The 20,378-nt window shown below is 67.1% G+C and carries 20 protein-coding genes; 10 read left to right on the top strand and 10 right to left on the bottom strand.

The features are described from left to right. The first annotated feature begins 43 nt into the window (after nt 1-43). Nucleotides 44-886: a fumarylacetoacetate hydrolase family protein gene (locus IEW24_RS17585; protein WP_188581006.1), complete on the top strand. Its 843-nt coding sequence runs from the start codon at nt 44-46 to the stop codon at nt 884-886. A gap of 101 nt (nt 887-987) precedes the next feature. Beyond that, on the top strand, nt 988-1,836 hold the full coding sequence (locus IEW24_RS17580) for a DNA-binding transcriptional regulator (protein ID WP_188581003.1): 849 nt from the start codon (nt 988-990) through the stop codon (nt 1,834-1,836). Nucleotides 1,837-1,966: 130 nt separating this feature from the next. On the opposite strand, the gene IEW24_RS17575 is transcribed toward IEW24_RS17580, so the two are convergent. Beyond that, the gene (locus IEW24_RS17575) at nt 1,967-2,191 is read right to left on the bottom strand and encodes a TetR-like C-terminal domain-containing protein (protein ID WP_188581002.1); all 225 of its coding nucleotides are present in this window, start codon (nt 2,189-2,191) and stop codon (nt 1,967-1,969) included. Between the two features lie 96 nt (nt 2,192-2,287). Here IEW24_RS17575 and IEW24_RS17570 point away from each other — a divergent pair, with 96 nt between their 5' ends. Continuing rightward, on the top strand, nt 2,288-2,965 hold the full coding sequence (locus IEW24_RS17570) for a Rossmann-fold NAD(P)-binding domain-containing protein (protein WP_188581000.1): 678 nt from the start codon (nt 2,288-2,290) through the stop codon (nt 2,963-2,965). Nucleotides 2,966-3,175: 210 nt separating this feature from the next. Here the strand turns inward: IEW24_RS17570 and larB are convergent, their stop codons facing one another. From larB to IEW24_RS17530, 8 genes are all read right to left on the bottom strand, one after another. Further along, on the bottom strand, nt 3,176-3,832 hold the full coding sequence (gene larB / locus IEW24_RS17565; RefSeq protein WP_188580998.1) for a nickel pincer cofactor biosynthesis protein LarB: 657 nt from the start codon (nt 3,830-3,832) through the stop codon (nt 3,176-3,178). Further along, on the bottom strand, nt 3,829-4,635 hold the full coding sequence (gene larE / locus IEW24_RS17560; protein WP_188580996.1) for an ATP-dependent sacrificial sulfur transferase LarE: 807 nt from the start codon (nt 4,633-4,635) through the stop codon (nt 3,829-3,831). The genes larB and larE overlap by 4 nt, the downstream gene beginning before the upstream one ends. Then, nucleotides 4,632-5,894, bottom strand: coding sequence for a nickel pincer cofactor biosynthesis protein LarC (gene larC, locus IEW24_RS17555; RefSeq protein ID WP_188580994.1), 1,263 nt, complete (start codon nt 5,892-5,894; stop codon nt 4,632-4,634). Before larC ends, larE begins: the two co-directional genes overlap by 4 nt. 14 nt (nt 5,895-5,908) lie before the next feature. Then, nucleotides 5,909-7,237 (bottom strand): nickel pincer cofactor-dependent isomerase, group 22, encoded by a 1,329-nt coding sequence (locus IEW24_RS17550; protein WP_188580991.1) that lies wholly within the window; start codon nt 7,235-7,237, stop codon nt 5,909-5,911. A 45-nt stretch (nt 7,238-7,282) separates the two neighbouring features. Then, nucleotides 7,283-8,782 (bottom strand): tripartite tricarboxylate transporter permease, encoded by a 1,500-nt coding sequence (locus IEW24_RS17545; protein WP_188580989.1) that lies wholly within the window; start codon nt 8,780-8,782, stop codon nt 7,283-7,285. Between the two features lie 15 nt (nt 8,783-8,797). Then, nucleotides 8,798-9,268 (bottom strand): tripartite tricarboxylate transporter TctB family protein, encoded by a 471-nt coding sequence (locus IEW24_RS17540; protein ID WP_188580987.1) that lies wholly within the window; start codon nt 9,266-9,268, stop codon nt 8,798-8,800. Between the two features lie 76 nt (nt 9,269-9,344). Continuing rightward, entirely contained in the window at nt 9,345-10,319 is a 975-nt protein-coding gene (locus IEW24_RS17535; protein WP_188580985.1) for a Bug family tripartite tricarboxylate transporter substrate binding protein, read from the bottom strand. A gap of 235 nt (nt 10,320-10,554) precedes the next feature. Further along, nucleotides 10,555-11,337: a FadR/GntR family transcriptional regulator gene (locus tag IEW24_RS17530; RefSeq protein WP_188580983.1), complete on the bottom strand. Its 783-nt coding sequence runs from the start codon at nt 11,335-11,337 to the stop codon at nt 10,555-10,557. Nucleotides 11,338-11,637: 300 nt separating this feature from the next. Between IEW24_RS17530 and IEW24_RS17525 the strand changes: the two genes are divergently transcribed. The 5 genes from IEW24_RS17525 to IEW24_RS17505 all read left to right on the top strand — a co-directional run bounded on the left by IEW24_RS17525 (nt 11,638) and on the right by IEW24_RS17505 (nt 16,879). Beyond that, a complete protein-coding gene (locus IEW24_RS17525) occupies nt 11,638-12,747 on the top strand; it encodes a four-carbon acid sugar kinase family protein (protein WP_188580981.1) in 1,110 nt (369 codons plus the stop codon). Next, nucleotides 12,744-13,769: a 4-hydroxythreonine-4-phosphate dehydrogenase PdxA gene (gene pdxA / locus IEW24_RS17520; RefSeq protein WP_188580979.1), complete on the top strand. Its 1,026-nt coding sequence runs from the start codon at nt 12,744-12,746 to the stop codon at nt 13,767-13,769. The genes IEW24_RS17525 and pdxA overlap by 4 nt, the downstream gene beginning before the upstream one ends. Before the next feature lie 14 nt (nt 13,770-13,783). Next, entirely contained in the window at nt 13,784-14,917 is a 1,134-nt protein-coding gene (locus IEW24_RS17515) for an iron-containing alcohol dehydrogenase (protein ID WP_188580977.1), read from the top strand. Between the two features lie 35 nt (nt 14,918-14,952). Then, a complete protein-coding gene (locus tag IEW24_RS17510; protein ID WP_188580975.1) occupies nt 14,953-15,843 on the top strand; it encodes a dihydrodipicolinate synthase family protein in 891 nt (296 codons plus the stop codon). A 70-nt stretch (nt 15,844-15,913) separates the two neighbouring features. Continuing rightward, nucleotides 15,914-16,879 carry a hydroxyacid dehydrogenase gene (locus IEW24_RS17505; RefSeq protein ID WP_188580973.1) on the top strand — a complete coding sequence of 322 codons (966 nt, stop codon included), beginning with the start codon at nt 15,914-15,916 and terminating at the stop codon, nt 16,877-16,879. Nucleotides 16,880-17,078: 199 nt separating this feature from the next. On the opposite strand, the gene IEW24_RS17500 is transcribed toward IEW24_RS17505, so the two are convergent. Further along, nucleotides 17,079-17,621, bottom strand: coding sequence for a CreA family protein (locus IEW24_RS17500; RefSeq protein WP_188580971.1), 543 nt, complete (start codon nt 17,619-17,621; stop codon nt 17,079-17,081). 209 nt (nt 17,622-17,830) lie between these two features. Between IEW24_RS17500 and IEW24_RS17495 the strand changes: the two genes are divergently transcribed. Together IEW24_RS17495 and IEW24_RS17490 are read left to right on the top strand one after the other, a co-directional pair. Continuing rightward, nucleotides 17,831-18,925 (top strand): TRAP transporter substrate-binding protein, encoded by a 1,095-nt coding sequence (locus IEW24_RS17495; RefSeq protein WP_188580969.1) that lies wholly within the window; start codon nt 17,831-17,833, stop codon nt 18,923-18,925. Nucleotides 18,926-19,210: 285 nt separating this feature from the next. Further along, complete coding sequence (locus IEW24_RS17490) at nt 19,211-20,374, top strand: DUF2865 domain-containing protein (protein ID WP_244644508.1); 1,164 nt, start codon at nt 19,211-19,213, stop codon at nt 20,372-20,374. The last annotated feature ends 4 nt before the right edge of the window (nt 20,375-20,378 follow it).

Genomic DNA, 20,378 nt, shown 5'->3' with positions numbered 1-20,378 from the left:
TTCGCACCGCCCCAACGAGACCCCCAAGGAAAAGGTCCGCCCCATGAAGTTCGCCTCCTTCACCCACGCCGGCCGCCCCAGCTATGGCCTTGTCACCGATCAGGGTCTGGTCGATCTCTCCAGCCGCTTCCCGGACGCGCCGACCCTGCGTACCTTCATCGCCGGAGGACTTGAGCGGGCCGCTGCTGTCTCGGAGGCCAGCGCCGACTATGCGCTTGCGGATGTGGTGCTCGGCCCGGTCATTCCGGACCCGGACAAGATCGTCTGCGTGGGCCTGAACTATCATGACCATGTGAATGAGACCGGGCGCACGGTCACTCCCAATCCCATGCTGTTCGCGCGCTATCCGGGCAGTCAGGTCGGTTCGGGCGAGGCAATGGTCAAGCCGCTGGAATCCGACGAATTCGACTATGAAGGTGAGCTTGCGGTCATCATCGGCAAGCCCGGCCGCCGGATCTCGGAAGCGGATGCGCTGTCCCATGTGGCGGGATATGCCTGCTACAATGACGGCAGCGTCCGCGACTGGCAGCGGCACACCTCACAATTCATGCCGGGCAAGACCTTCGCGGCCACCGGAGGCTTCGGCCCCTGGATGGTCAGTGCCGACGAGATCCCCGATCCGACTGTTCTCACGCTCACCACGCGGCTCAATGGCGAGCAGGTGCAGCGGACCACGGTGGATCTCATGATCACCCCCATCCCCACGCTGATCGCCTACACCTCCACCATCCTGCCGCTGCTGCCCGGCGACGTGATCGTCTCCGGCACGCCCGGCGGGGTGGGCGCGCGGCGCACGCCGAAGCTGTTCATGAAGAATGGCGACGTGGTGGAAGTGGAGGTCAGCGGCATCGGCATCCTGCGCAATCCCGTCGTGGCCGAGCACTGAGGGGGCAAGCATCGCGCCGTGCCCGCAGGCTGCTGGGCACGGCGCGATCATTTTCCTAGACTGCACGCAGTGAGATCGGCTCCAGCCGGCAGGATGAGGAAATGCCCGACACCAGCGGCTCCCCGCAGGAGAAGAGCGATGGCGTGCGTGCCCTGCGGCGCGGCCTCGCGGTGCTGCGCCATGTCAATGCGGTGGGCAGCACCGGCGTCGCCGATATCGCCCGGGCCCTCGATATTCCCCGGCCCACGGTCTACCGGCTGCTGCAGACGCTGGAGGAGGAAGGCTATATCGCGTTTTCCGCCTCCTCCGCACAGGTGCGGGTCACGCGGCTGGCGGCCAGCCTCGGCGACAGCTACGTCGCCCATTCGCGCGTCTGCCAGGCGGCAGGTCCCATCTTCGGGCAATATGCGCCGCGCCTTGTCTGGCCGCTCGATCTGACGGTCTATGACAATGCCGCCATGGTGATCCAGGAGACCACGCACGCGCGCAGCCCACTGTCCATCGACCGCGGGATGATCGGCTATCGGCTGCCCATGCTGCGGACCTCTGCCGGTCGCGCCTATCTCGGCTTCTGCCCACCGGAGGAACGCACCGCGATCCTCGACCATCTGCGCCGCATCGACGATCCGGAGGACCGCCCCTTTCTTGAGGAGGCGTGGCTCTCGCGCATCCTCGACCAGACCCGGCAGCGCGGGATCGCGGCGCGGGACGGCGGTGAATTCCGGCCCAGGACCAACAGCATCGCGGTCCCGGTCATCATCGAGGCGCGCGTCGAGGCGGTCGTGTCCATGATCTGGATCCGCGCAGCGCTCTCCCTCGACAACGCCATCCTCGCCCACGGCCGGACACTGTGCGAAGTCGCCGCCGCCGTCGCGCTGGCGTGTCAAGGCGCGGAGATGGACGAGAAGAGCAATACCGAAGATCGGCCATCCCGGCCCGAAACCCGCTGAATCCGGGTAAGGCAGATCGGGAGCGGAAGAGAGAGCTTCGATCTATCGCCTCAGATCAGAACTCCCACCCGACACGGGCGCTTCCCCGACCCGGGCAACCCCCTTTCCATGTCCGCGAAGGTCGCCTCGCTCAACGCGCGAGCTTGAGGACGTCCGCAGTCGTCTTTCGGGCGAACTCCTTGTCCATCGGCATATGGCTCACGAAGGAGCGAAACCATGCCGGCGCGACAGGAGCCTGCATCAAATCCTCCCGCGAAATCGTAGCCGGCAGCTCACCGCGCAACACAGCGCGGTCCAGCATCACATAAGCCCGCTCAAATCGCTCCCGCCAGCTTGCTGCGAACGATGCACTCACAGCTTCGTCGCCTTTGCGACCTTATATGCGAGCCCGTATCCTAGCAGGTGAGATGTCCCGCAGCCCCACACGCATATGAAATTTCAGGAAGATGGTATGAAGGTCATCATTTTCGGCGCGACAGGCATGGTCGGGCAGAGCGTCGTTCGAGAATGCCTGCTCGACCCTCACGTGGTCCAAATTCTCGCCATCGGTCGCTCGCCGTCGAATATCCTTCATTCCAAGGTCAGCGATCTGGTTCCAGCAGATATGTTTTGCCCGGATGCTGTCTCGAACCAGATTTCAGGCTACGACGTTTGCATGTTCTGCCTCGGGACATCGTCTCTGGGCAAAGATGAGCCGGACTATTCGCGAATTACGCACGACTTGACGGTCGCATGGGGTCAAGCGCTTGCGCGCGGCAATCCGGAGATGCGGTTTCTGTACATTTCGGCGCGCGGTGCCGGGCTGGGCAAATCGATGTGGGCGCGCGTCAAGGCTCGTACCGAGACCGCCCTTCTGGCCCTGTTTCCGAATGCCGTCATGTTCAGGCTCGGCATTCTGCGTCCGCTCCACCGCGAGCGCTCCAGGAGCCGTGGCGGCGACCTTTTCCTGGCGTTGATGTCCCCCTTCTGGCCGCTGGTGACGGCACTCGCGCCTCACCTGATCATCACCAGCGAAGAACTGGGCCGCGCCATGGTTGCGGCGGCAAAGGGCCTTGCCCCGAAGCCCATTCTCGAAAACGAGGACATGATTGCCCTCGGGCGCGCGGAGCCCGCACGCCGCACCCTTTAATTCGCTTGCTCAGGCATGACCCAGAACAAACCGTCAGGGCGAACTCACCGCGCCGGATAAAGGCAGGGGGAACGTCAGCACGGCCGAATTGAGTCAATCACTCGGTCCCTAGAGCGCTTCATCGTTTCATGGAAACGCTGAAGCGCTCCAAGTCTTTGATAGAGAATGTCTTGCGGCTTGGATTGCGGAGCAATCAAAGCCGGACATGCTCTAACGGCCAGCGTGCAGAATGCGCAGGGCCGACTGGGCGGCTCCGAAGCCATTGTCGATGTTGACGGTGACGAGGCCCGGCGCACAACTGGCCAGCGCCGAGTTCAGCGCCACATGGCCGCCCGTCGCCACGCCATGCCCAACCGATGTCGGAACGGCGATGATGGGCGCGGACACGAGGCCGGCGAGAACGCTGAAGAGCGCCCCCTCCATGCCCGCTACGGCGATGATGATGCGCGCCGCACGCAATTCGTCCAACCGCTCCAGAAGCCGCCACAAGCCGGCGACGCCTACGTCCGTGACCACCTGAGCCCGGACGCCCGAGAAGGCCAGCGTACGCACCGCCTCGCCCACCACGGGCATGTCGGCGAGCCCCGCGCAGACCACCGTGACACCTGCCGCCGCAGGTTGAGGCGGTGTGCCGAAGATAGCCGTCTGCGACAGCGCATCGTGATCGAGATTAGCGCGCAGGTCCGGCGGCAAATCCGCCAGGCGTGAAGTCGCCAGTCTGGTCAGCAGCAGCGGGCGATCCTGCGCTGCCGCTTCGCTCAGGATAGCGATGAGCTGCGCGACGGTCTTGCCCTCGGCATAGACCGCCTCCGGCAAGCCCGTACGCGCATCGCGCGCCCAGTCCATGCGTGCGGTGCCCTCGGTCATTCCGCCGCCTCCGCGCGCAGGAAAGCGCTACCGGTTCGATAGGCGGCGATGCCGGAAAACAGGCGGTCTTCCGCCGTGCACAGTTCCACCATGGCGGTCATGACATCAGCCATCTCGTCCGCCGCCAGCGCGCGGCCGATCTCCAGCTGCACGCCGCTGTGCCGGACACGCACGCGCAGCGTTTCACCCGCCCCGAGGCGCGCGCGCAGTGTCCGCTCGGCGCGGTCGATGAAGGACAGATCGCGCAGGGCGATAGGAATGCCGGTCTCGATGCGGCTGGCGAGGCAGGGCTGCGCCGGAAGTTCGGCAAAAGCCTCAAAGCCGAAATGCCGGGCAATGGCGCGGATGCCCGCCTTCCCGATATCAGCGACAACGAAGGGATGCACCACATCATGCTCACCGGCGGCCAGCAGGCCGGGGCGATGGTCGGACAGGTCATCCAGATTGGTGCCGGACGCCAGGAGCCGGTCGGTGGCCGCGCGCATGGTGCCGTAGAGGTTTGCCTTGCAGAAATAGCAACGGTTTACGGGGTTTGCACGATAGGCCGGGTCGTCCTGCTCACCGGCGTCGATCAGGCGCAGGCTCCAGCCCTCCGCTGCCGCGTGCTGCTCAATAAGCGACTCCGCGCCACTGGGCACGGCAGGGGACACCGCATGGATCATGAGATGCACGCCCGGCGCCGCACGATGCGCCACGGAAGCCAGCGTCATGCTATCCACGCCGCCGCTCACCGCGATGGCGAGGGGCGGCAGGTCGGCAAGCACCGCTTCGAGACGTTTCAGCTCCGGTAGGGCGTCGGTCATTGGTCCAGCCTTCCCGCCGTTCGGCGCGCGGCCAGCGTATCGCCCACGCGCGCGTCACTCTCCACCTTGGCGGTCAGGCTGCCGTCCGGCCGCCGTGCATGCTTCACCGGCAGGCCGTCAGCGGTCTGGCCGAGGGTGCGCGCCAGCATGCGCCGCTCCACAGCGTGGAAGCGCAGGCCCAGAGTCGAGGTCTGGAGGAAGATCTGATCGGACACCGCGTCGAACGCGCCCGCCTCCACCAGCAGCGCGAAGGTGGTGAGCGGACGACCTTTCTTGCCGATGGCCGGCACCAGCCGCAGGTCGCGCACGCCGTCGAGAGCGCGCAGCCGGTCAGCAGCCGTCGCGATCTCTTCGCCGGTCATGTCGTCGATGTCGAAGTCGATCTCCAGCAGATGCCCATGCTCGCCCGCCGCCCCGGAGGTCCGCGATAGACTGGCCCGGAGCACGTTGGGCGTACCGCGCAACTGCCGCGTGCCTGCGCCGTAACCGATGGCTTCCAGTCGGGCGGTGACAGGGCGCATAGCCGGCGGATCGCTGACGAGGTAGCGCAGGATTGCCGCCCCCGTGGGCGTTACCCGCTCGCCGGGAATGCCGTCATTGCGCCATTCGAAGCCGGTGAGGATTTCAGTCGTGGCAGGCGCGGGCACCGGCAGCAGGCCGTGCGCCGTCCTCACCATGCCCTCGCCCAGCGGCAAGGAAGACACGCTCCAGCGCGCCGGCGACAGGGCGGCGATGATGCTGCCGGCCGCCACCACGTCCATCAGCGAATCCCAGTCACCCACCTCATGGAAATGCACCTCTTCCACCGGTACGGCATGCATGCGTGCCTCCGCGTTGGCGAGGATTGTGAGGATGCCCAGCGCGGCATCCGCCGTCCCCTTGCACAGCGCCGCATCCGCGATCCGCGCCTTCAGGCTGGCGAAGCTCACATGGCCGGCGTGGCCATGGCCGTGGGTGTGATCACCGTGATGGTGAGCGCCACCGGAATGAGGGTGGTCGTGATGATGGTGATGACGGGCGTGATGAGGATCGTGATCAACCGTATGCGCGGGGCCGACCAGCGCCACGTGCCGCGCGGCGATGCCGCCGGAGACCACCTCGGTGATATGGCAGGTCCCCGCTTCCGCCGGCAGGACGGCGGCGATGTCCGCCCGCACCCGCGGCTCCAGATCCGGCCGCGCCGCCAGCAGGGCGGCGACGAACATGTCCCCGGCGATGCCGCCGACCGGGTCGAGATGGATATGCAGACCTTCACCCATGACCTGAGTCCGCGTCAGTGGCCCTCCGGCCACGGATCCTTCAGCTTGCCGGCGGCATCGAACTGCATCGGCACGGGCTCGCTCAGGATCTCCACGCCCGGACGGCCGGCGATCTGCGGCAGGAGCGCCTCGGAGGCGTAGAGATATTCGAGGTGCAGCGTGTTGGGAATGCGGATCATGGTGATCGCATCGGGGGTGTGGGATTCGCAGGTCTTCACCGCCGCCTGGATGGCAGTCTTCTCGTCCGGCATCGCCATGGGCAGGGAGGCGGCGATCAGCACGCCCGAGGTCAGCGAGTTGGTGTAGACGGATTCGCGGTCGAAGCGGTCGAACAGGCGCTCGGTGATGACGTCCGCGCGGGCGACGCCATTGGCATTGCCCTGGCTCTTGTCGGTCACGTCCAGAACGCAGATGCGCGACACGGAGGGACCGCCCTTGATGGCCGTGGTCGAGGGGCGGCCGGTGATGTTCGGATCCATGCCGCTGCCGGAGAATTCCTTGCCCACATAGTCCACCAGCAGCACATCCAGCGGACCGGATGCCAAAGGCTGGTCGAGCGGGCCGAGCGGCAGGCGGGGCATGTTGCGCATGGCCTCGGCCAGATAGACCCGCTCCTTCTCGATCATCCCCTCGGGCGGCAGCACCACCACCTTGGACAGGCGATCATAGGCATTCTCCACCGTGCCGATGCCGAACAGCACCTTGCAGGTGGCGAGCTTTACCCGCGCCATCTCCACCACGAAGCGGCCCACATAATTGAAGCCCCAGGCGTGGCAGTTGTCCGCGCCCGATTGCTTGCCGAGCCCGATGGACAGCATCTTGGCGAGGCCGCTCTCATTCTCCCAGCGAAAGGCGCTGTGCGGCTTGATGCGGTTGAACAGCACGATGCCGTCCGCCTCATAGGCCAGCCGGTCGATGCGCACCGACATGCCATTGTCCAGCACGCCCACCTCCACCGTTTCCATGCTGGAACGGATGGGGCAGCCGGCACTGGCCTCGGTCACGCCGAGCTGGGCGAGGACCTTGGTCTGGCCTTCGGCGGTGGCGCCGCCGTGGCTGCCCATCGAAGGCACGATGAAGGGCTCGGCACCGAGCGCCTTCAGTTCGGCGACGATGGCGCGCACCAGCTCCGGCAGGCTGGCGAGACCCCGGCTGCCGACGGTCAACGCCACCGACATGCCGGGGCGGATGCGGTCGCGGACGAAACCCGCCCCGGCGATGGCGTCGTGAACGGTGCGGGCGACGTCGTCCACGTCCTGCGCATCAAAGTTCTGGCGGACCAGTGCCATGCGCGGCAGCGCCACGTTCTCGACGAGCTTCACGTAACCCGGCCGCATCGCCATTCCTCCAACGCGTCTTGTTATGTTTGGGCGGGCTGCGGGCCCACCCTACTCCTTGAACACCACTTCGCGCTTGCGGGAGATGTTGGGCAGCAGCACCACGATGAGGCTCACCAGCGCGATGCCGAGCAGCGTGGCGGTCAGCGGACGGGTGAGGAACTGGGTCGCATCGCCGCGGAACAGCAGCATGGAGCGGCGCAGGTTCTCCTCCAGCATCGGCCCCAGGATGAAGCCGAGCAGCAGCGGCGCGGGCTCGCAGTTGAGCTTGTAGAGCACGTAGCCGAACACGCCCATGCCCGCCATCACCAGCACGTCGGCCGTGCTGTTGTTCACGCTGAACACGCCGATGGCGGAGAACACGATGATGGCCGGGAACAGATAATTGTAGGGGACGGTGAGCAGGCGCACCCAGATGCCGATGAGCGGCAGGTTGAGCACCACCAGCATGAGATTGCCGACCCACATGGAGGCCACGAGGCCCCAGAACAGGTCCGGCTTGTCGGTGACGAAGGACGGCCCCGGCGTGATGCCGTGGATGACAAGCGCACCGACCATCAGCGCCATCACCGGATTGGACGGAATGCCGAGCGTCAGCATGGGGATGAAGGAGGACTGGGCACCGGCATTGTTGGCACTCTCCGGCCCCGCGACGCCTTCGATGGCGCCCCGCCCGAACTCGGCAGGATTGCGCGACAGCTTCTTTTCCAGCGCATAGGAGGCGAAGGACGAGAGCAGTGCGCCGCCGCCCGGCAGGATGCCGAGGATGGCACCGAGCCCGGTGCCGCGCAGGACCGGCGGCGTGATGCGCAGGAACTCCGCCTTCGACAGCATCAGCCCGCCGACCTTGGACACCGCCACCGAGCGCTGCTCGGGCGTCTCCAGGTTACGCACGATCTCGCCGATGCCATAGACGCCCATGGCCAGCGCCACGAACTGGAGTCCGTCACTGAGGTTCTCCAGATCGAAGGTGAAGCGCGCCTCCGTGGTGTAGACGTCCCGGCCGACGAGGCCGAGCAGCAGGCCGAGCAGGATCATGGCCAGTGCCTTGATCAGCGAGCCGGAGGCCAGCGTGATCGACGCGATGAGGCCGAGCACCATCAGCGCGAAATATTCCGGCGGGCCGAACTGCAACGCCAGATTGGCCAGCGGCGGCGCGAACAGCGCGATGAAGATGGTCGTGACCGTGCCGGCGAAGAAGGAGCCCAGCGCAGCGGTCGCCAGCGCCTTGCCGGCCTTGCCCTGGCGGGCCATCTGATAGCCGTCGAGGGCGGTGACGACCGAGGTGCTCTCACCCGGCAGGTTGATGAGGATGGCAGTGGTGGAGCCGCCGTATTGCGCGCCGTAATAGATGCCGGCGAGCATGATCAGCGCCGACACCGGCTCGAGGCCGAACGTGATCGGCAGCAGCATGGCTATGGTGGCCACCGGGCCGAGGCCGGGGAGGACGCCGATGAGCGTTCCGAACAGCGCGCCGATGAAGCAGTAGAACAGATTGTAGAGGCTCAGGCTGGTGGCGAAGCCGAGCGCGAGATTGCTGATGAGGTCCAACGCGCCGATCCTTCGTCAGGACAGCCAGGTACCGATCAGGGCGATCGGCAGTCCAAGCCCAAGAATGAAAACGGCCCAGGTGAAGATCACCAGCACCACGGCAAGAACCACGGCCATGCGCAGGCTCACCTGACCGCTGGCCATGGTGGCGAGCACGGTGGCGATGGCGACACAGGGGCCGAGGCCAAGGCCGGAGAGGCCGAAGCCGAACACGAGCACGGACGCGACGACCAGCAGGAGACCGCGCCATGCGAACGGCGTCATCTCGCCGCCGTCGCCCAGCAGGGCGCGCACGAGAATGAACAATCCGATCAGCCCCAGCAGGGCAGACAGGATGAGGGGGAAATACCCTGCCCCCATACGCAGGGCGGTGCCCAGCGACAGATCCTGGGCCAGCCAGGCGAAACCGCCGGCGAAGGCCATGAACATGAAACCGGAAAGGGCATCCTGACTGAGCAGGGCCTTGAGCGGGGATTTGCCGTTCATCGCAGCGCGTCCGAATACCTGAGAAATGCAGAAATGACGCGGGGAGGACGCCTGGCGCCTCCCCGCCGCGACGATGTCAGTTGGGCTTGATGTTGCCCTTCTCGATGACGTCCTTCCACTGGACAGTCATCGACTTGATGAGGTCGGTGAACTCGGCCGGCGTGGTCGCCATCGGCGTCATGCCAAGTTCCTGCATTTTCTTGATGGTCTCAGGCTGCTTCATGAAGGCCTGGATCTCGGTCGACAGCTTGTCGGTGATGGCGTCCGGGGTTTTCGCCGGGGCCAGGAAGCCATGCCACGCGGTTGCCTCGAAGCCGGGCACCGTCTCGGCAACAGTCGGCAGGTTCTTGTCGAAATCCTGCCGATCCGGCGTGGCCACCGCCAGGGCGATGAGCTTGCCCGACTTCACGTGCGGCAGCAGCAGCGGGACATTGTCGAAGGACAGTTCGACGGTGCCGGAGAGCAGGTCCGGCAGCATGGCACTGGAGCCCTTGTAGGGGATGTGCACCATCTTGGTTCCGGTGCGCTGCATGAACAGCTCGCCGGCCAGATGCTGGGTGGTGCCGGTGCCGGAGGAGCCGAAGGAGACCTTGTCCGGATTGGCCTTCAGATAGGCGATGAGATCCGGCACGTTGCGCGCAGGGATCTTGTCCGGATTGATGACGAGGATGTTCGGCACCACGCTGACCTGGCTGATCGGCTTCAGGTCACGCAGGGTCTGGTACGGGAACTTCGCGCCGTAGAGCGTGGGATGAACGGAGAGGTTCGACGTCGAGGCGAGCGCAAGCGTGTAGCCATCGGGCGCCGCCTTCACCACCTTCTCCACCCCGGCCACACCGCCGCCGCCGCCGATGTTTTCGACCACGAAGGGCTGGCCCAGCTTCTTCTGCAGATGCTCCGCCGCCATGCGGGCGATGATGTCGGCCGTGCCGCCCGCCGAGAACGGCACGACGATCGTGACCGCCTTCGAGGGATAGGCCGTGTCCGCCAGCGCCGGTGCGGCGCCCAGCGCAAGGGCCAAACAGGTTGCGGCGAGGGATGCGAGTTTCACAACTTCCTCCGTATGTCTCTTGGCTGCGCTCTTGTTTACAAGCGCTTGGATGAGGCACCGAAACGGGCGGCACCGATTTTGGGCAGGCGGCACCGCCCTCCCTGCGGAACAATGTCCGAGGGCAACCTGAATATTTGTCCACTTCTTGTCAAGATGTAACACGCCGCAACGCCTGCGTATCAACACCGCAGGCCGGTCTGCGCCGCCTCTCGCGCCACGATGGCGCAGGCACGAATCAGAGCGACAGGTCGAGCGTCCGTCCTTCGAAGATGCGGTCCCGCGACCCTTCCAGATGCTTGCGCATGGTCTCGCGCGCAGTCACAGCGTCCCGGACGCGAATGGACTCGTAGATGGATTGATGCTCGTCGAACACGCCGATCAGCGCCGGTCGCGGCCCCATCAGCGAGGCGCCATGAAACTTCATGCCGACAGCGATGTGATCCTTCAGCGCCAGCATGGAGGAGATGTAATAGTGGTTGTTCGTCGCCTGAGCGATGGCGCAGTGGAAGGCATAGTCCGCATCCTCGCGATGCCGCCGGGCATTGGTGGCGTCCCGCATCAGATCCAGCGCGCTGGCAATGACGGCAAGCGCCGAATCGTTCCAGCGCAAAGCCGCGTAATACGCGTGGTCGGGCTCGATGGTGAGGCGGAACTCGTAGCAGCGCTGGATGTCGGCAATGGTCTCGACCGGCGAATAGCCGATGGACCGCGCCTCCTCCTCCACCCGCTTTTTCACGAAGCTGCCCGCCCCCTGGCGGGAATAGATGAGGCCGTCCTCACGCAGGCGCTTCAACGCTTCGCGGATGATCGGCCGCGACACCAGAAAGGTTGAGGCCAACTCGTGCTCGCCGGGCAGCTTTTCGTCGGGCTGATATTCACCGCGGCTGATCTTGGTCAGCAGCATCTGGTAGGCACGCTGCACGAGCGGCGTACGGGGCGCACGGTCGCCCTCCCCCTCGCTTCCCGCATGGGCAGTCGCCGTTTCGGCAGAGTGTTCGACGGAATCCCGGTCGGGCATTACATGTTTCCAGCAATCGTTTCGCACGGCCCACTGCAGGGCGCATCGCGCAGGGCGCGCGCCGCGGGGCACCAGCTTGTCATTGCTACAATTTGCGTTGCAATTCGAACTTGGCAACCCCACCCGACGCGCGCCGCTCAGGTCAGACGATTGGTCAACTTTACAACATGTTGACACTAATGTCACCGACGCCTATGCAAATCCGCAAACGAGCGGTGGCCTCACCGCCGCATCAGGGAGGGCAACGGTGGCGGTCAGGGTTGCGGGCGCGTGGACGCGGCAGATCGAAAGGCACAGCCGATGACGGCCGTGCGCCTGATCGCTGACGACCTGACAGGTGCGCTCGACGCCGCCATCTCCTTTGTGGCGCCCGGCCAGCACATTCCCGTCTACTGGCACCGGCCGCCGGCCGGCGCGGCCCCCGCCAGCCTGGCGCTGGACAGCGGCACGCGGGAGGCCGACGGAGCCAGCGCCCGCCGTGCCCTCACCGGGCTGGTGCGCGACCTGCCCCGCGATCGCAACGCCCTCTTCTACGCCAAGCTCGACAGCCTGCTGCGTGGGCAGGCGGCAGCCGAGATCGCAGGCTGGATGGAGGCCCTCGCGCCCACCCGCTGCATCATCGCTCCCGCATTTCCCCATCATGGCCGCATCACGTCGGGCGGCATCCAGCATCTCTGCCGCGACGGCGCCCGCCACCCTGTGGGGGCCGATCTGACAGCCGGTCTTGCGGCGGAGGGCCACGCGGTCCGTCTATGCCGCCCCGGCGATCCGGTACCGGACGGCATCAGCCTGTGGGATGCGGAAACCGACGCCGACCTCGCCGCCATCGCCGCGGCGGCCCGGACCTGCCCCGGCACAACGCTCTGGTGCGGTAGCGGCGGCCTGGCGGTTGCGCTCGCGGGGGTCAGCGGCCGCGCTGAGGTCGCCCCGGCCCAACTGCCACGGCCACTGCTCGGCCTGTTCGGCACCGACCATTCAGTCACCCGCACCCAGCTGTCCGCCTGCGGGGATGCCGTCCTCGCGCTCACGGATGGCGGTCCCGCCAGCGCCCGCACGCTGGCGGACCACATGACGGCGCGGGGCGTGGTGCTCGCGACGCTGTCGCTGCCGGACGGAACACCACGCGAAACCGCCGCCGCCCGCATCGCGGAGGAGTTCGCCCGGGTGCTGGAGCAGATGACGCCGCCCGCCACCCTCGTCGTCTCCGGCGGCGAGACGCTGCGCGGCCTCTGCCTCGCGCTCGGCGCGGAGCGGCTCGACCTCTACGGCCAGATCGAGGCGGGCGTGCCGTGCTCGATCCTGCGCGGCGGCCGCTTCGACGGCGTGCATGTCGTCTCGAAATCCGGCGCGTTCGGCGCCCCCTCGCTGCTGCGGCGGCTGATCTCAACGTGCGAAGGAGAAGAGGCATGACGCCGCATCTGGCGATCACCATGGGTGATCCGGCCGGCATTGGTCCGGAAATCATCGTCAAGGCGTGCGCGCGCCTCAAGGACCGCCTCGCCTCCGGCGACCTGCGCCTTCTGGTCATCGGCTCCAACCCGGCGCTGCGTCGCGCCCAGTCCGCGCTCGGCGGCGCCGTCGATATCCCGGAAGTCGCGCTCGATGATGCCGAATGGCCCGCCCTCGCCTGCCTGCAGGCCGGCCCGGAAGGCGAGCCCATCCTGCCCGGCGTGCTCTCGGTGGATGGCGGACGCTTCGCCTATCTGGCGGTGGAACGCGGCGTGCGCCTCGCGCAGGCCGGCCGCATCCAGGGCATCGTGACCGGTCCGCTCAACAAGGAAACCCTCAACAAGGCCGGCTATCACTATGCCGGCCACACCGAGATGCTGGCCGAGCTGACCGGCGCGCGCGGCTCGGTGATGATGCTGGCGCACGGCAACATGCGCGTCAGCCACGTCACCACCCATGTGGCGCTGAAGGATGTGCCCAAGCGCCTGACGCCCGAACGCCTGCGCTACGTCATCGAGCGCACCGACGAGGCGCTGCGCGGCCTCGGCCTCGGGCGCCGCCGCATCGCCGTCGCCGCGCTCAACCCCCATGCCGGCGAAGGCGGACTGTTCGGCACCGAGGACATGGACGTCAGCGAGCCCACCATCGCAACGGCGGTGGCGGACGGCTTCGACGTGGTGGGGCCGATCCCCGGCGACACGGTGTTCGTGAAGCTGCGCGCCGGCCAGTATGACGCGGTGATCGCCATGTATCACGACCAGGGCCACGTCCCGGTGAAGCTGCTGGGCTTCAACGTGAACCCCGAGACCGGCACCTGGGACGCGCTGTCCGGCGTCAACATCACGCTCGGCCTGCCCATCATCCGCACCTCGGTCGATCACGGCACCGCCTTCGACATCGCCGGCAAGGGCATCGCCAACGAACTCAGCCTCATCGAGGCGATCGAATACGCCGAAAAGCTTGCGGCCAGCCGCAACTCATGAAGGAGCAGTCACGCATGACCCTCGGGCTCTCGACCCCGATCGACCTGGTCCGCCCGCCGCGCATCGTGTTCGGTTCCGGCACCCTCCCCGCCGTCCGGGACTGGCTGAAGGAGAAGGGACTGACGCGCATCCTCGTGGTGGCCGACGCTTTCAATGCCGGCCGCGTGGATGTGCTCGGCCTCACCGGCGCCGTCGAGGTGTTCGGCGAGGTGAAGCCCGAACCGGACCTGCCGAACCTCGAAGCCCTGCTGGCGCGGGCGGAAGCCTTCGCCCCCGACGCGGTGATCGGCTTCGGCGGCGGCAGCGCCATGGACCTCGCCAAGCTCGCCGCCGTGTTGCCCGGCTCCGGCCAGACGCTGCATGAGGTGGTGGGCCCGGAGAAGGTGAAGGCCAAGGGCGCCGCCCTGGTGCAGGTGCCGACCACGGCCGGCACCGGCAGCGAGGCGGGCACCCGCGCCCTCGTCACCGATCCGGCCACACAGAACAAGCTCGCCGTGCAGAGCCTGCACATGCTGGCGGATCTGGCGGTGGTCGATCCCGACCTCACCCTGACCGTGCCGGCCGCCGTCACCGCCGCCACCGGCGTCGATGCGCTGGCCCATTGCGTCGAGGCCTACACCAGCCGCAAGGCGCACCCGACCATCGACCTCTACGCGCTGGAAGGCGCCCGGCTGGTGGGCAAGTATCTGGACCGTGCCATCAAGGACGGCAGCGACCGCGAGGCCCGCGCCGGGCTCGCCCTCGCTTCCCTCTATGGCGGCTTCTGCCTCGGCCCGGTGAACACCACTGCGGGACACGCCGTGGCCTATCCGCTGGGCACGCGCCACCACATCGCCCACGGCGCGGCCAACGCCCTGATCTTCCCCCACGTGCTGGCCTTCAACGCCCCCGCCGCCCCGGAGAAGACAGCGCTGGTGCTGGAAGCGCTCGGCCTGCCGGCGTCCAGCGACCCGGCCACCGTGCTTGAGGCGGCGCACGGCTGGTGCGCCGCCATCGGCTGCGAGATGAAGCTTTCGGCCTACAACGTGCCGCAGGCCGATCTCGAGATCATGGCGACAGAGGCGCACGCCATCCGCCGCCTGCTCGACAACAACCCGCGCGACATGAGCCGCGCGGACATTCTGGCGCTCTATCAGGCCGCCTTCTGACCCCCTCCTCCGACACCGCACCAAAGGTCCGCATCATGAGCAAGATCACCGGCCCCTTCGTCGCCATCGTGACCCCCTTCGACGCCAGCGAGGCCGTCGATGTCGAAGCCCTGCGCGCGCAGGTCCGCCGTCAGGCCAAGGCCGGCAACGGCATCTTCGTCGCCGGCACCAATGGCGAGTTCTACGCTTTGTCCTTCGAAGAGAAGGTGCTGGTCGCCAAGACCTGCGTGGAGGCCGCCGGCAACGACGTGCCGGTGCTCGCCCATATCGGCGAGATCTCGACCCACCAGACCATCGCGCTGGGCAAGGCCATCCAGAAGCTCGGCGTGAAGGCTGTCTCGGCCATCACCCCCTCCTTCATCGCCTGCTCGCAGGCGGAGCTTGTCGACCACTACCGCAAGGTGGCGGACGCGCTGGAGGTGCCGGTCTATCTCTACAATATCCCCGCCCGCACCGGTAACACCATCGAGCCGGAGACCGCGCGCATTCTCGCTGACCATCCGAACATCATCGGCATCAAGGACAGCGCCGGTTCGCAGGAGAGCATCGACGGCTTCCTCGCCGTCGCCCGCGATCGCGACGACTTCGACGTGCTGGTCGGCCCGGACTCGCTGATCCTGCACGGCCTGAAGAACGGCGCCGCCGGCTGCATTTCCGGTCTCGGCAATGTCAGCCCGGTGACGCTGAACGCCATCCACGCCAATTACGTGAAGGGCGATGTGGCCAAGGCCGAGGAAGCGCAGACCCGCTTCAGCGCCCTGCGCAAGGACCTCTATGCCTTCGGCTTCCCCCCGGCCCTCGTGAAGCGCGCGCTGCGCCACGCCATGCCGGCGGTTGGCGCCAGCCGGGCCCCGGTGCTGATCACCGAAGAGGTGGACGCCAAGGTGAAGGCGATCTCCGCCGCCAACGCCGAAGCCATCGACTGATACGGACCCGGATGAGCCGGCGGACGCCATGCGCCCGCCGGCTCTCCTCCTCACATAAGGACATCCCAGGATGAGCTTCACCGTTGTCAGCCTCGGCGGCCCGGTCGCGCCCGAGGGCGAGGACATGCTGCGCGCCGCCGGCATCACCTACGTCTCCACCGCTCCCTATCCCGCCAAGGCGGATGTCATCAGGCTGCTGGCCGAGACCGAGGCCGACGCCATCGTCGTGCGCCTGGTGGAGCGTATCGACACGGACATCCTGAAGGCCTCGCCCAAGCTGAAGATCGTGCACAAACACGGGGCCGGCACCAATGACATCGACGTCCCTGCGGCCAAGGCCCTCGGCATCCCGGTGTGCGCGGCGGTGGGCGCCAACGCCCATTCGGTGGCCGAGCATGCGCTGGCGCTGATGTTCGCGCTGATCAAGGACATCCGCCGGCAGGACGCCTTCGTGCGCGGCGGCAACTGGGCGGCGAAGACCTATCAGGGCCACGAGCTGCGCGGTCGTTTGCTCGGCCTCGTGGGCATGGGCCTCATCGGCCGCAGCCTGGCCCGCATGGCCAGCGCGGTGGGCATGAAGGTGGAAGCCTATGACCCCTTCGCCCCGGACGAGGCGTTCGGCCCCGACTGTACCCGTGCCGCCGATCTCGACACGCTCCTGGCCAGCGCCGACGTGATCAGCCTGCACTGCCCGCTGACCGAACAGACCCGCAATCTCATCAACGCCCGCACACTGGGCCTGATGAAGCCGACCACCCTCCTCATCAACACCGCGCGCGGCGAGGTGATCGACGAGCCGGCACTGGCGGAGGCGCTGAAGGCCGGCACCATCGCCGGCGCCGGGCTCGACACCTTCTCGCCGGAGCCGCCGGCTGCCGACAATCCCCTGTGGCAGCTGGATAATCTCGTCGTATCCCCGCACATCGGCGGCGTGACCGAGGAAGCCCGACGCGAGGTCTCGCTGATCACCTGCGGCAATGTTATCGCTCATCTGAAAGGCGATACCCTGCCGACACGGTTCTTCGTGCGCGGCTGACGGCGTTCAAGGCTGCCCTCTTCAGGAGAGGACACGCCTACAGGCCCCCCATGCAGGCCCCCCATGAGCGCGCAGCAGCTTTACCTGCGGCGCGGAAGTGGCCAACGCCTGCACACGGTGAGGGGGCGCGGCACGACAGCCGCTCCCCTTCTTCTGTCCTGCCCTGCTTGAGTGCCCCCTGCCTATCCCTCCCCCGCGCCTACTTCACGAAATCCGCGCACTTCGGCACGTCGGTGGACGCGCCCCAGGGCATGATCGGAACGGTGGAGGTGGAGTTCTTCGGGCTGCCGTCGATCAGCTTGTCCGAATAGACCAGATAGACCAGCACGTTGCGCTTGGTGTCGCAGCCGCGCACGATCTGCATGCGCTTGAAGAAGATGGAGCGGCTCTGGCGGAACACCACGTCGCCCTGCTCGAACTTCTCCTTGATGGAGATCGGCCCGATCTGGCGACAGGCCAGCGAGATGTCGGACACTTCTTCCGCCAGCCCGACCATGCCCTTCAGGCCGCCCTTCTCCGGCGTGGTGAAGTGGCAGGCCACCCCGCTCACCACGGGATCGTCGATGCCATAGACGGCGAGCTTGTCGTCCGGCGACAGGAATTTCCACACGGTGGACTTCTTGAAGATCGGGTCCGGCTCCTGCGCCTGCGCGCCGGGCGCGAGCGCGGCAAAGCCAAGGGCCAGCGCGCAGCCGAACGTCAGGACACCGCGCTTGAGGGAACGGCGGAAGGCGAAGGTCATGGGCGGAACGGTCCTCGACAGGGCGCGCCGGAATGGCACATCCCTGATATAGGCGCGCGTCCCGCGCTGCATAGATGCCGGAGCCGCGTAACGCAGGCCGCGCAACGTCATCCGGCCCGCAACGTCAGGTGCATTGACGGCGCGTGCGCGCCGTGACACCAGATCGCTCAACAAGAGCCAACACCACCAAGACGCCCCCGGGAGTTACCATGGATCGCCAACGCCGCCGTTTCCTCGGCGCCTCCGCAACTGCCGCGCTCGCCTCGACCACCGTTGCAATGCCCGCCATCGCCCAGTCGAGCCCTGAGGTGAAATGGCGCCTCACCTCGTCCTTCCCGCGCTCGCTGGACACCATTTTCGGCACCGCGCTCCAGCTGTCCCAGATGGTCTCGGACGCCACCGACGGCAAGTTCCAGATCCAGTGTTTCCCGGCGGGCGAGCTGGTGCCCGGCCTGCAGGCGCTCGATGCGGTGTCCAGCAACACCATCGAATGCGCGCAGACCTGCACCTATTTCTACATCGGCAAGGATCCGACGCTGGCGTTTGGCACCGGCGTGCCGTTCGGCTTCAACTCGCGCCAGCAGCATTCGTGGTGGCACTTCGGCGGCGGCGACCAGATCATCAACGACGTGCTGAAGGGCTTCAATGTCTACGGCATCGTGGCGGGCAATTCCGGCACCCAGATGGGCGGCTTCTTCCGCAAGGAGATCAACACCGTCGAGGATCTGAAGGGCCTGAAGTTCCGCATCGGCGGCATCGGCGGCCAGGTGCTGGCCAAGCTCGGCGTGGTGCCGCAGCAGCTCGCCCCCGGCGACGTCTATCCGGCGCTGGAACGCGGCACGCTGGACGCGGCCGAATTCGTCGGCCCCTATGACGACGAGAAGCTCGGCCTCGCCAAGGTGGCGAAGTATTATTACTACCCCGGCTGGTGGGAGGGTGGGCCGATGATCCACCTGATCATCAACCAGCAGCAGTGGGACAAGCTGCCGAAGCATTATCAGGCCATCCTGCGCAATGCCTGCGAGGCGGCCAACAACTGGATGCTGGGCAAGTATGACAGCGTGAACCCGCCAGCGGTGCGCCGTCTGGTGGCGCAGGGCGCGGAGCTGCGGGCCTTCCCGCAGCCGGTGATGGAAGCGGGCTACAAGGCGGCGTTCGAGCTTTATGGCGAGCTGGCGGCGCAGAACCCGAACTTCAAGAAGGCGCTGGACAGCATGAACGCCATTCGCGGCGAGCAGCTGCTGTGGTGGCAGATCGCGGAATACTCCTTCGACAGCTTCAACATCCGCACGCGCGGGCGCTGAGGGGGACGTTCTCCTCCTTCGGAGCGCGCGCCCTCCCTCCTTGCGGGGGAGCATCTTTTAAAGCCCTCTCCCGCTTGCGGGGGAGGGAGCCTGTCGTGCTTCAAGGGGAGGCCCGCCGAAGCCGGCAGGCGGATCCCCCGCCACCTTCCCTCACGAAGAATTTCGCCAAGTCCCCATTTTCGTCATCGTTGACGTGCCCCATGCGGGCCTATAAGCGCCGCATATTCGAAAAGCCCCCGCGGGGCAGGGACAAGCATGACTTCAGCACGGTGGTTTGGTTTGGCCATGGCCGTCGCCCTGGCGCCGGTGGCATTGCCCGCGGTGGCGCAGGCGCAGGCCTATATCCCGTCGCAGCCGCAGTACGCGCAGCCGCAGGGCCAGCAGATGCAGCAGCAGGCGCAGGGGCCCGGCCCCAGCTGCATGCAGCTGGAAGGCGCGCTGGCCCAGCTCGACCGGGGCGTGGATCCCGCCGCCCAGCAGCGCGCCCAGCAGGCCCAGCAGATGCGCGCCCAGCTCGACCAGCTGACCTCGCAGGCCAAAGGCATGAATTGCGATGCGCCGCGCGGCTTCTTCATCTTCCAGGGGCCGCCGCGCCCGCCGCAGTGCGATCAGGTGGACGACCAGATTTCGCGCCTGCGCGCCTCCATCGCCAGCCTCGACCGCGCCAATGGCGACAAGGACGGGCAGCGCCGCCAGCTGATCGTGGCGCTGGCGCAGAACAATTGCGGCGCCCAGTACACCGCCGCCGCCCGCAACATCGTCGGCCCCCAGGGGCGGACGCAGCAGGCTGCCCGGCCGCGCAACTTCTTCGAGGCCCTGTTCGGCGGCGGCAACGAGCCCGGCCCGGACGAATCCGGCCCCGGCGCCGATTTCGGCCCCATGGACCTGCCGAAGTCCTCCACCTATCGCACCGTGTGCGTGCGCACCTGCGACGGCTTCTATTTCCCCATTTCCTACGCCACCGTGCCGGCCAAGTTCGCCAGCGACGATGCGCTCTGCCACCGCCTGTGCCCGGCGGCGGAAGCCCAGCTCTACACCTACCGGAACCCCGGCGAGGACATCCAGCAGGCGACCTCCGTCACCGGCAAGCCCTACATGTCCCTGCCCGCTGCCCTGCTCTATCGCAAGCAGCTGGTGAACGGCTGCTCCTGCCGCGCGGCGGGCCAGTCCTGGGGTCAGGCGCTGGCGGGGCTGGACGACCAGTCCACGCTGGAGAAGGGTGACATCCTCGTCACCGAGGAGCAGGCCAAGGCCATGTCGCAGCCGCGCGCGGTGGGCGATGCGGCCAAGCCCCAGCGCAACACCGCCTCGCGGTCTGGCGCAGCTCCGGCCCCCGGCCAGCTCGACACCTCATCGGCCACCGAATCCGCGCCGCTCGCCCCCGCCGCGGAACAGCCGGGCCGCCGCGCGGTACGCGTGGTGCCCTCCACGGGCGGCGAGGCGCAATAAGCGC

Origin of the sequence: Azorhizobium oxalatiphilum, from assembly GCF_014635325.1 — a bacterium.
Taxonomy (GTDB): Bacteria; Pseudomonadota; Alphaproteobacteria; order Rhizobiales; family Xanthobacteraceae; genus Azorhizobium; species Azorhizobium oxalatiphilum.
Note: the sequence above shows the minus strand (reverse complement) of the source record. Positions and strands in the feature narration are given on the sequence as shown.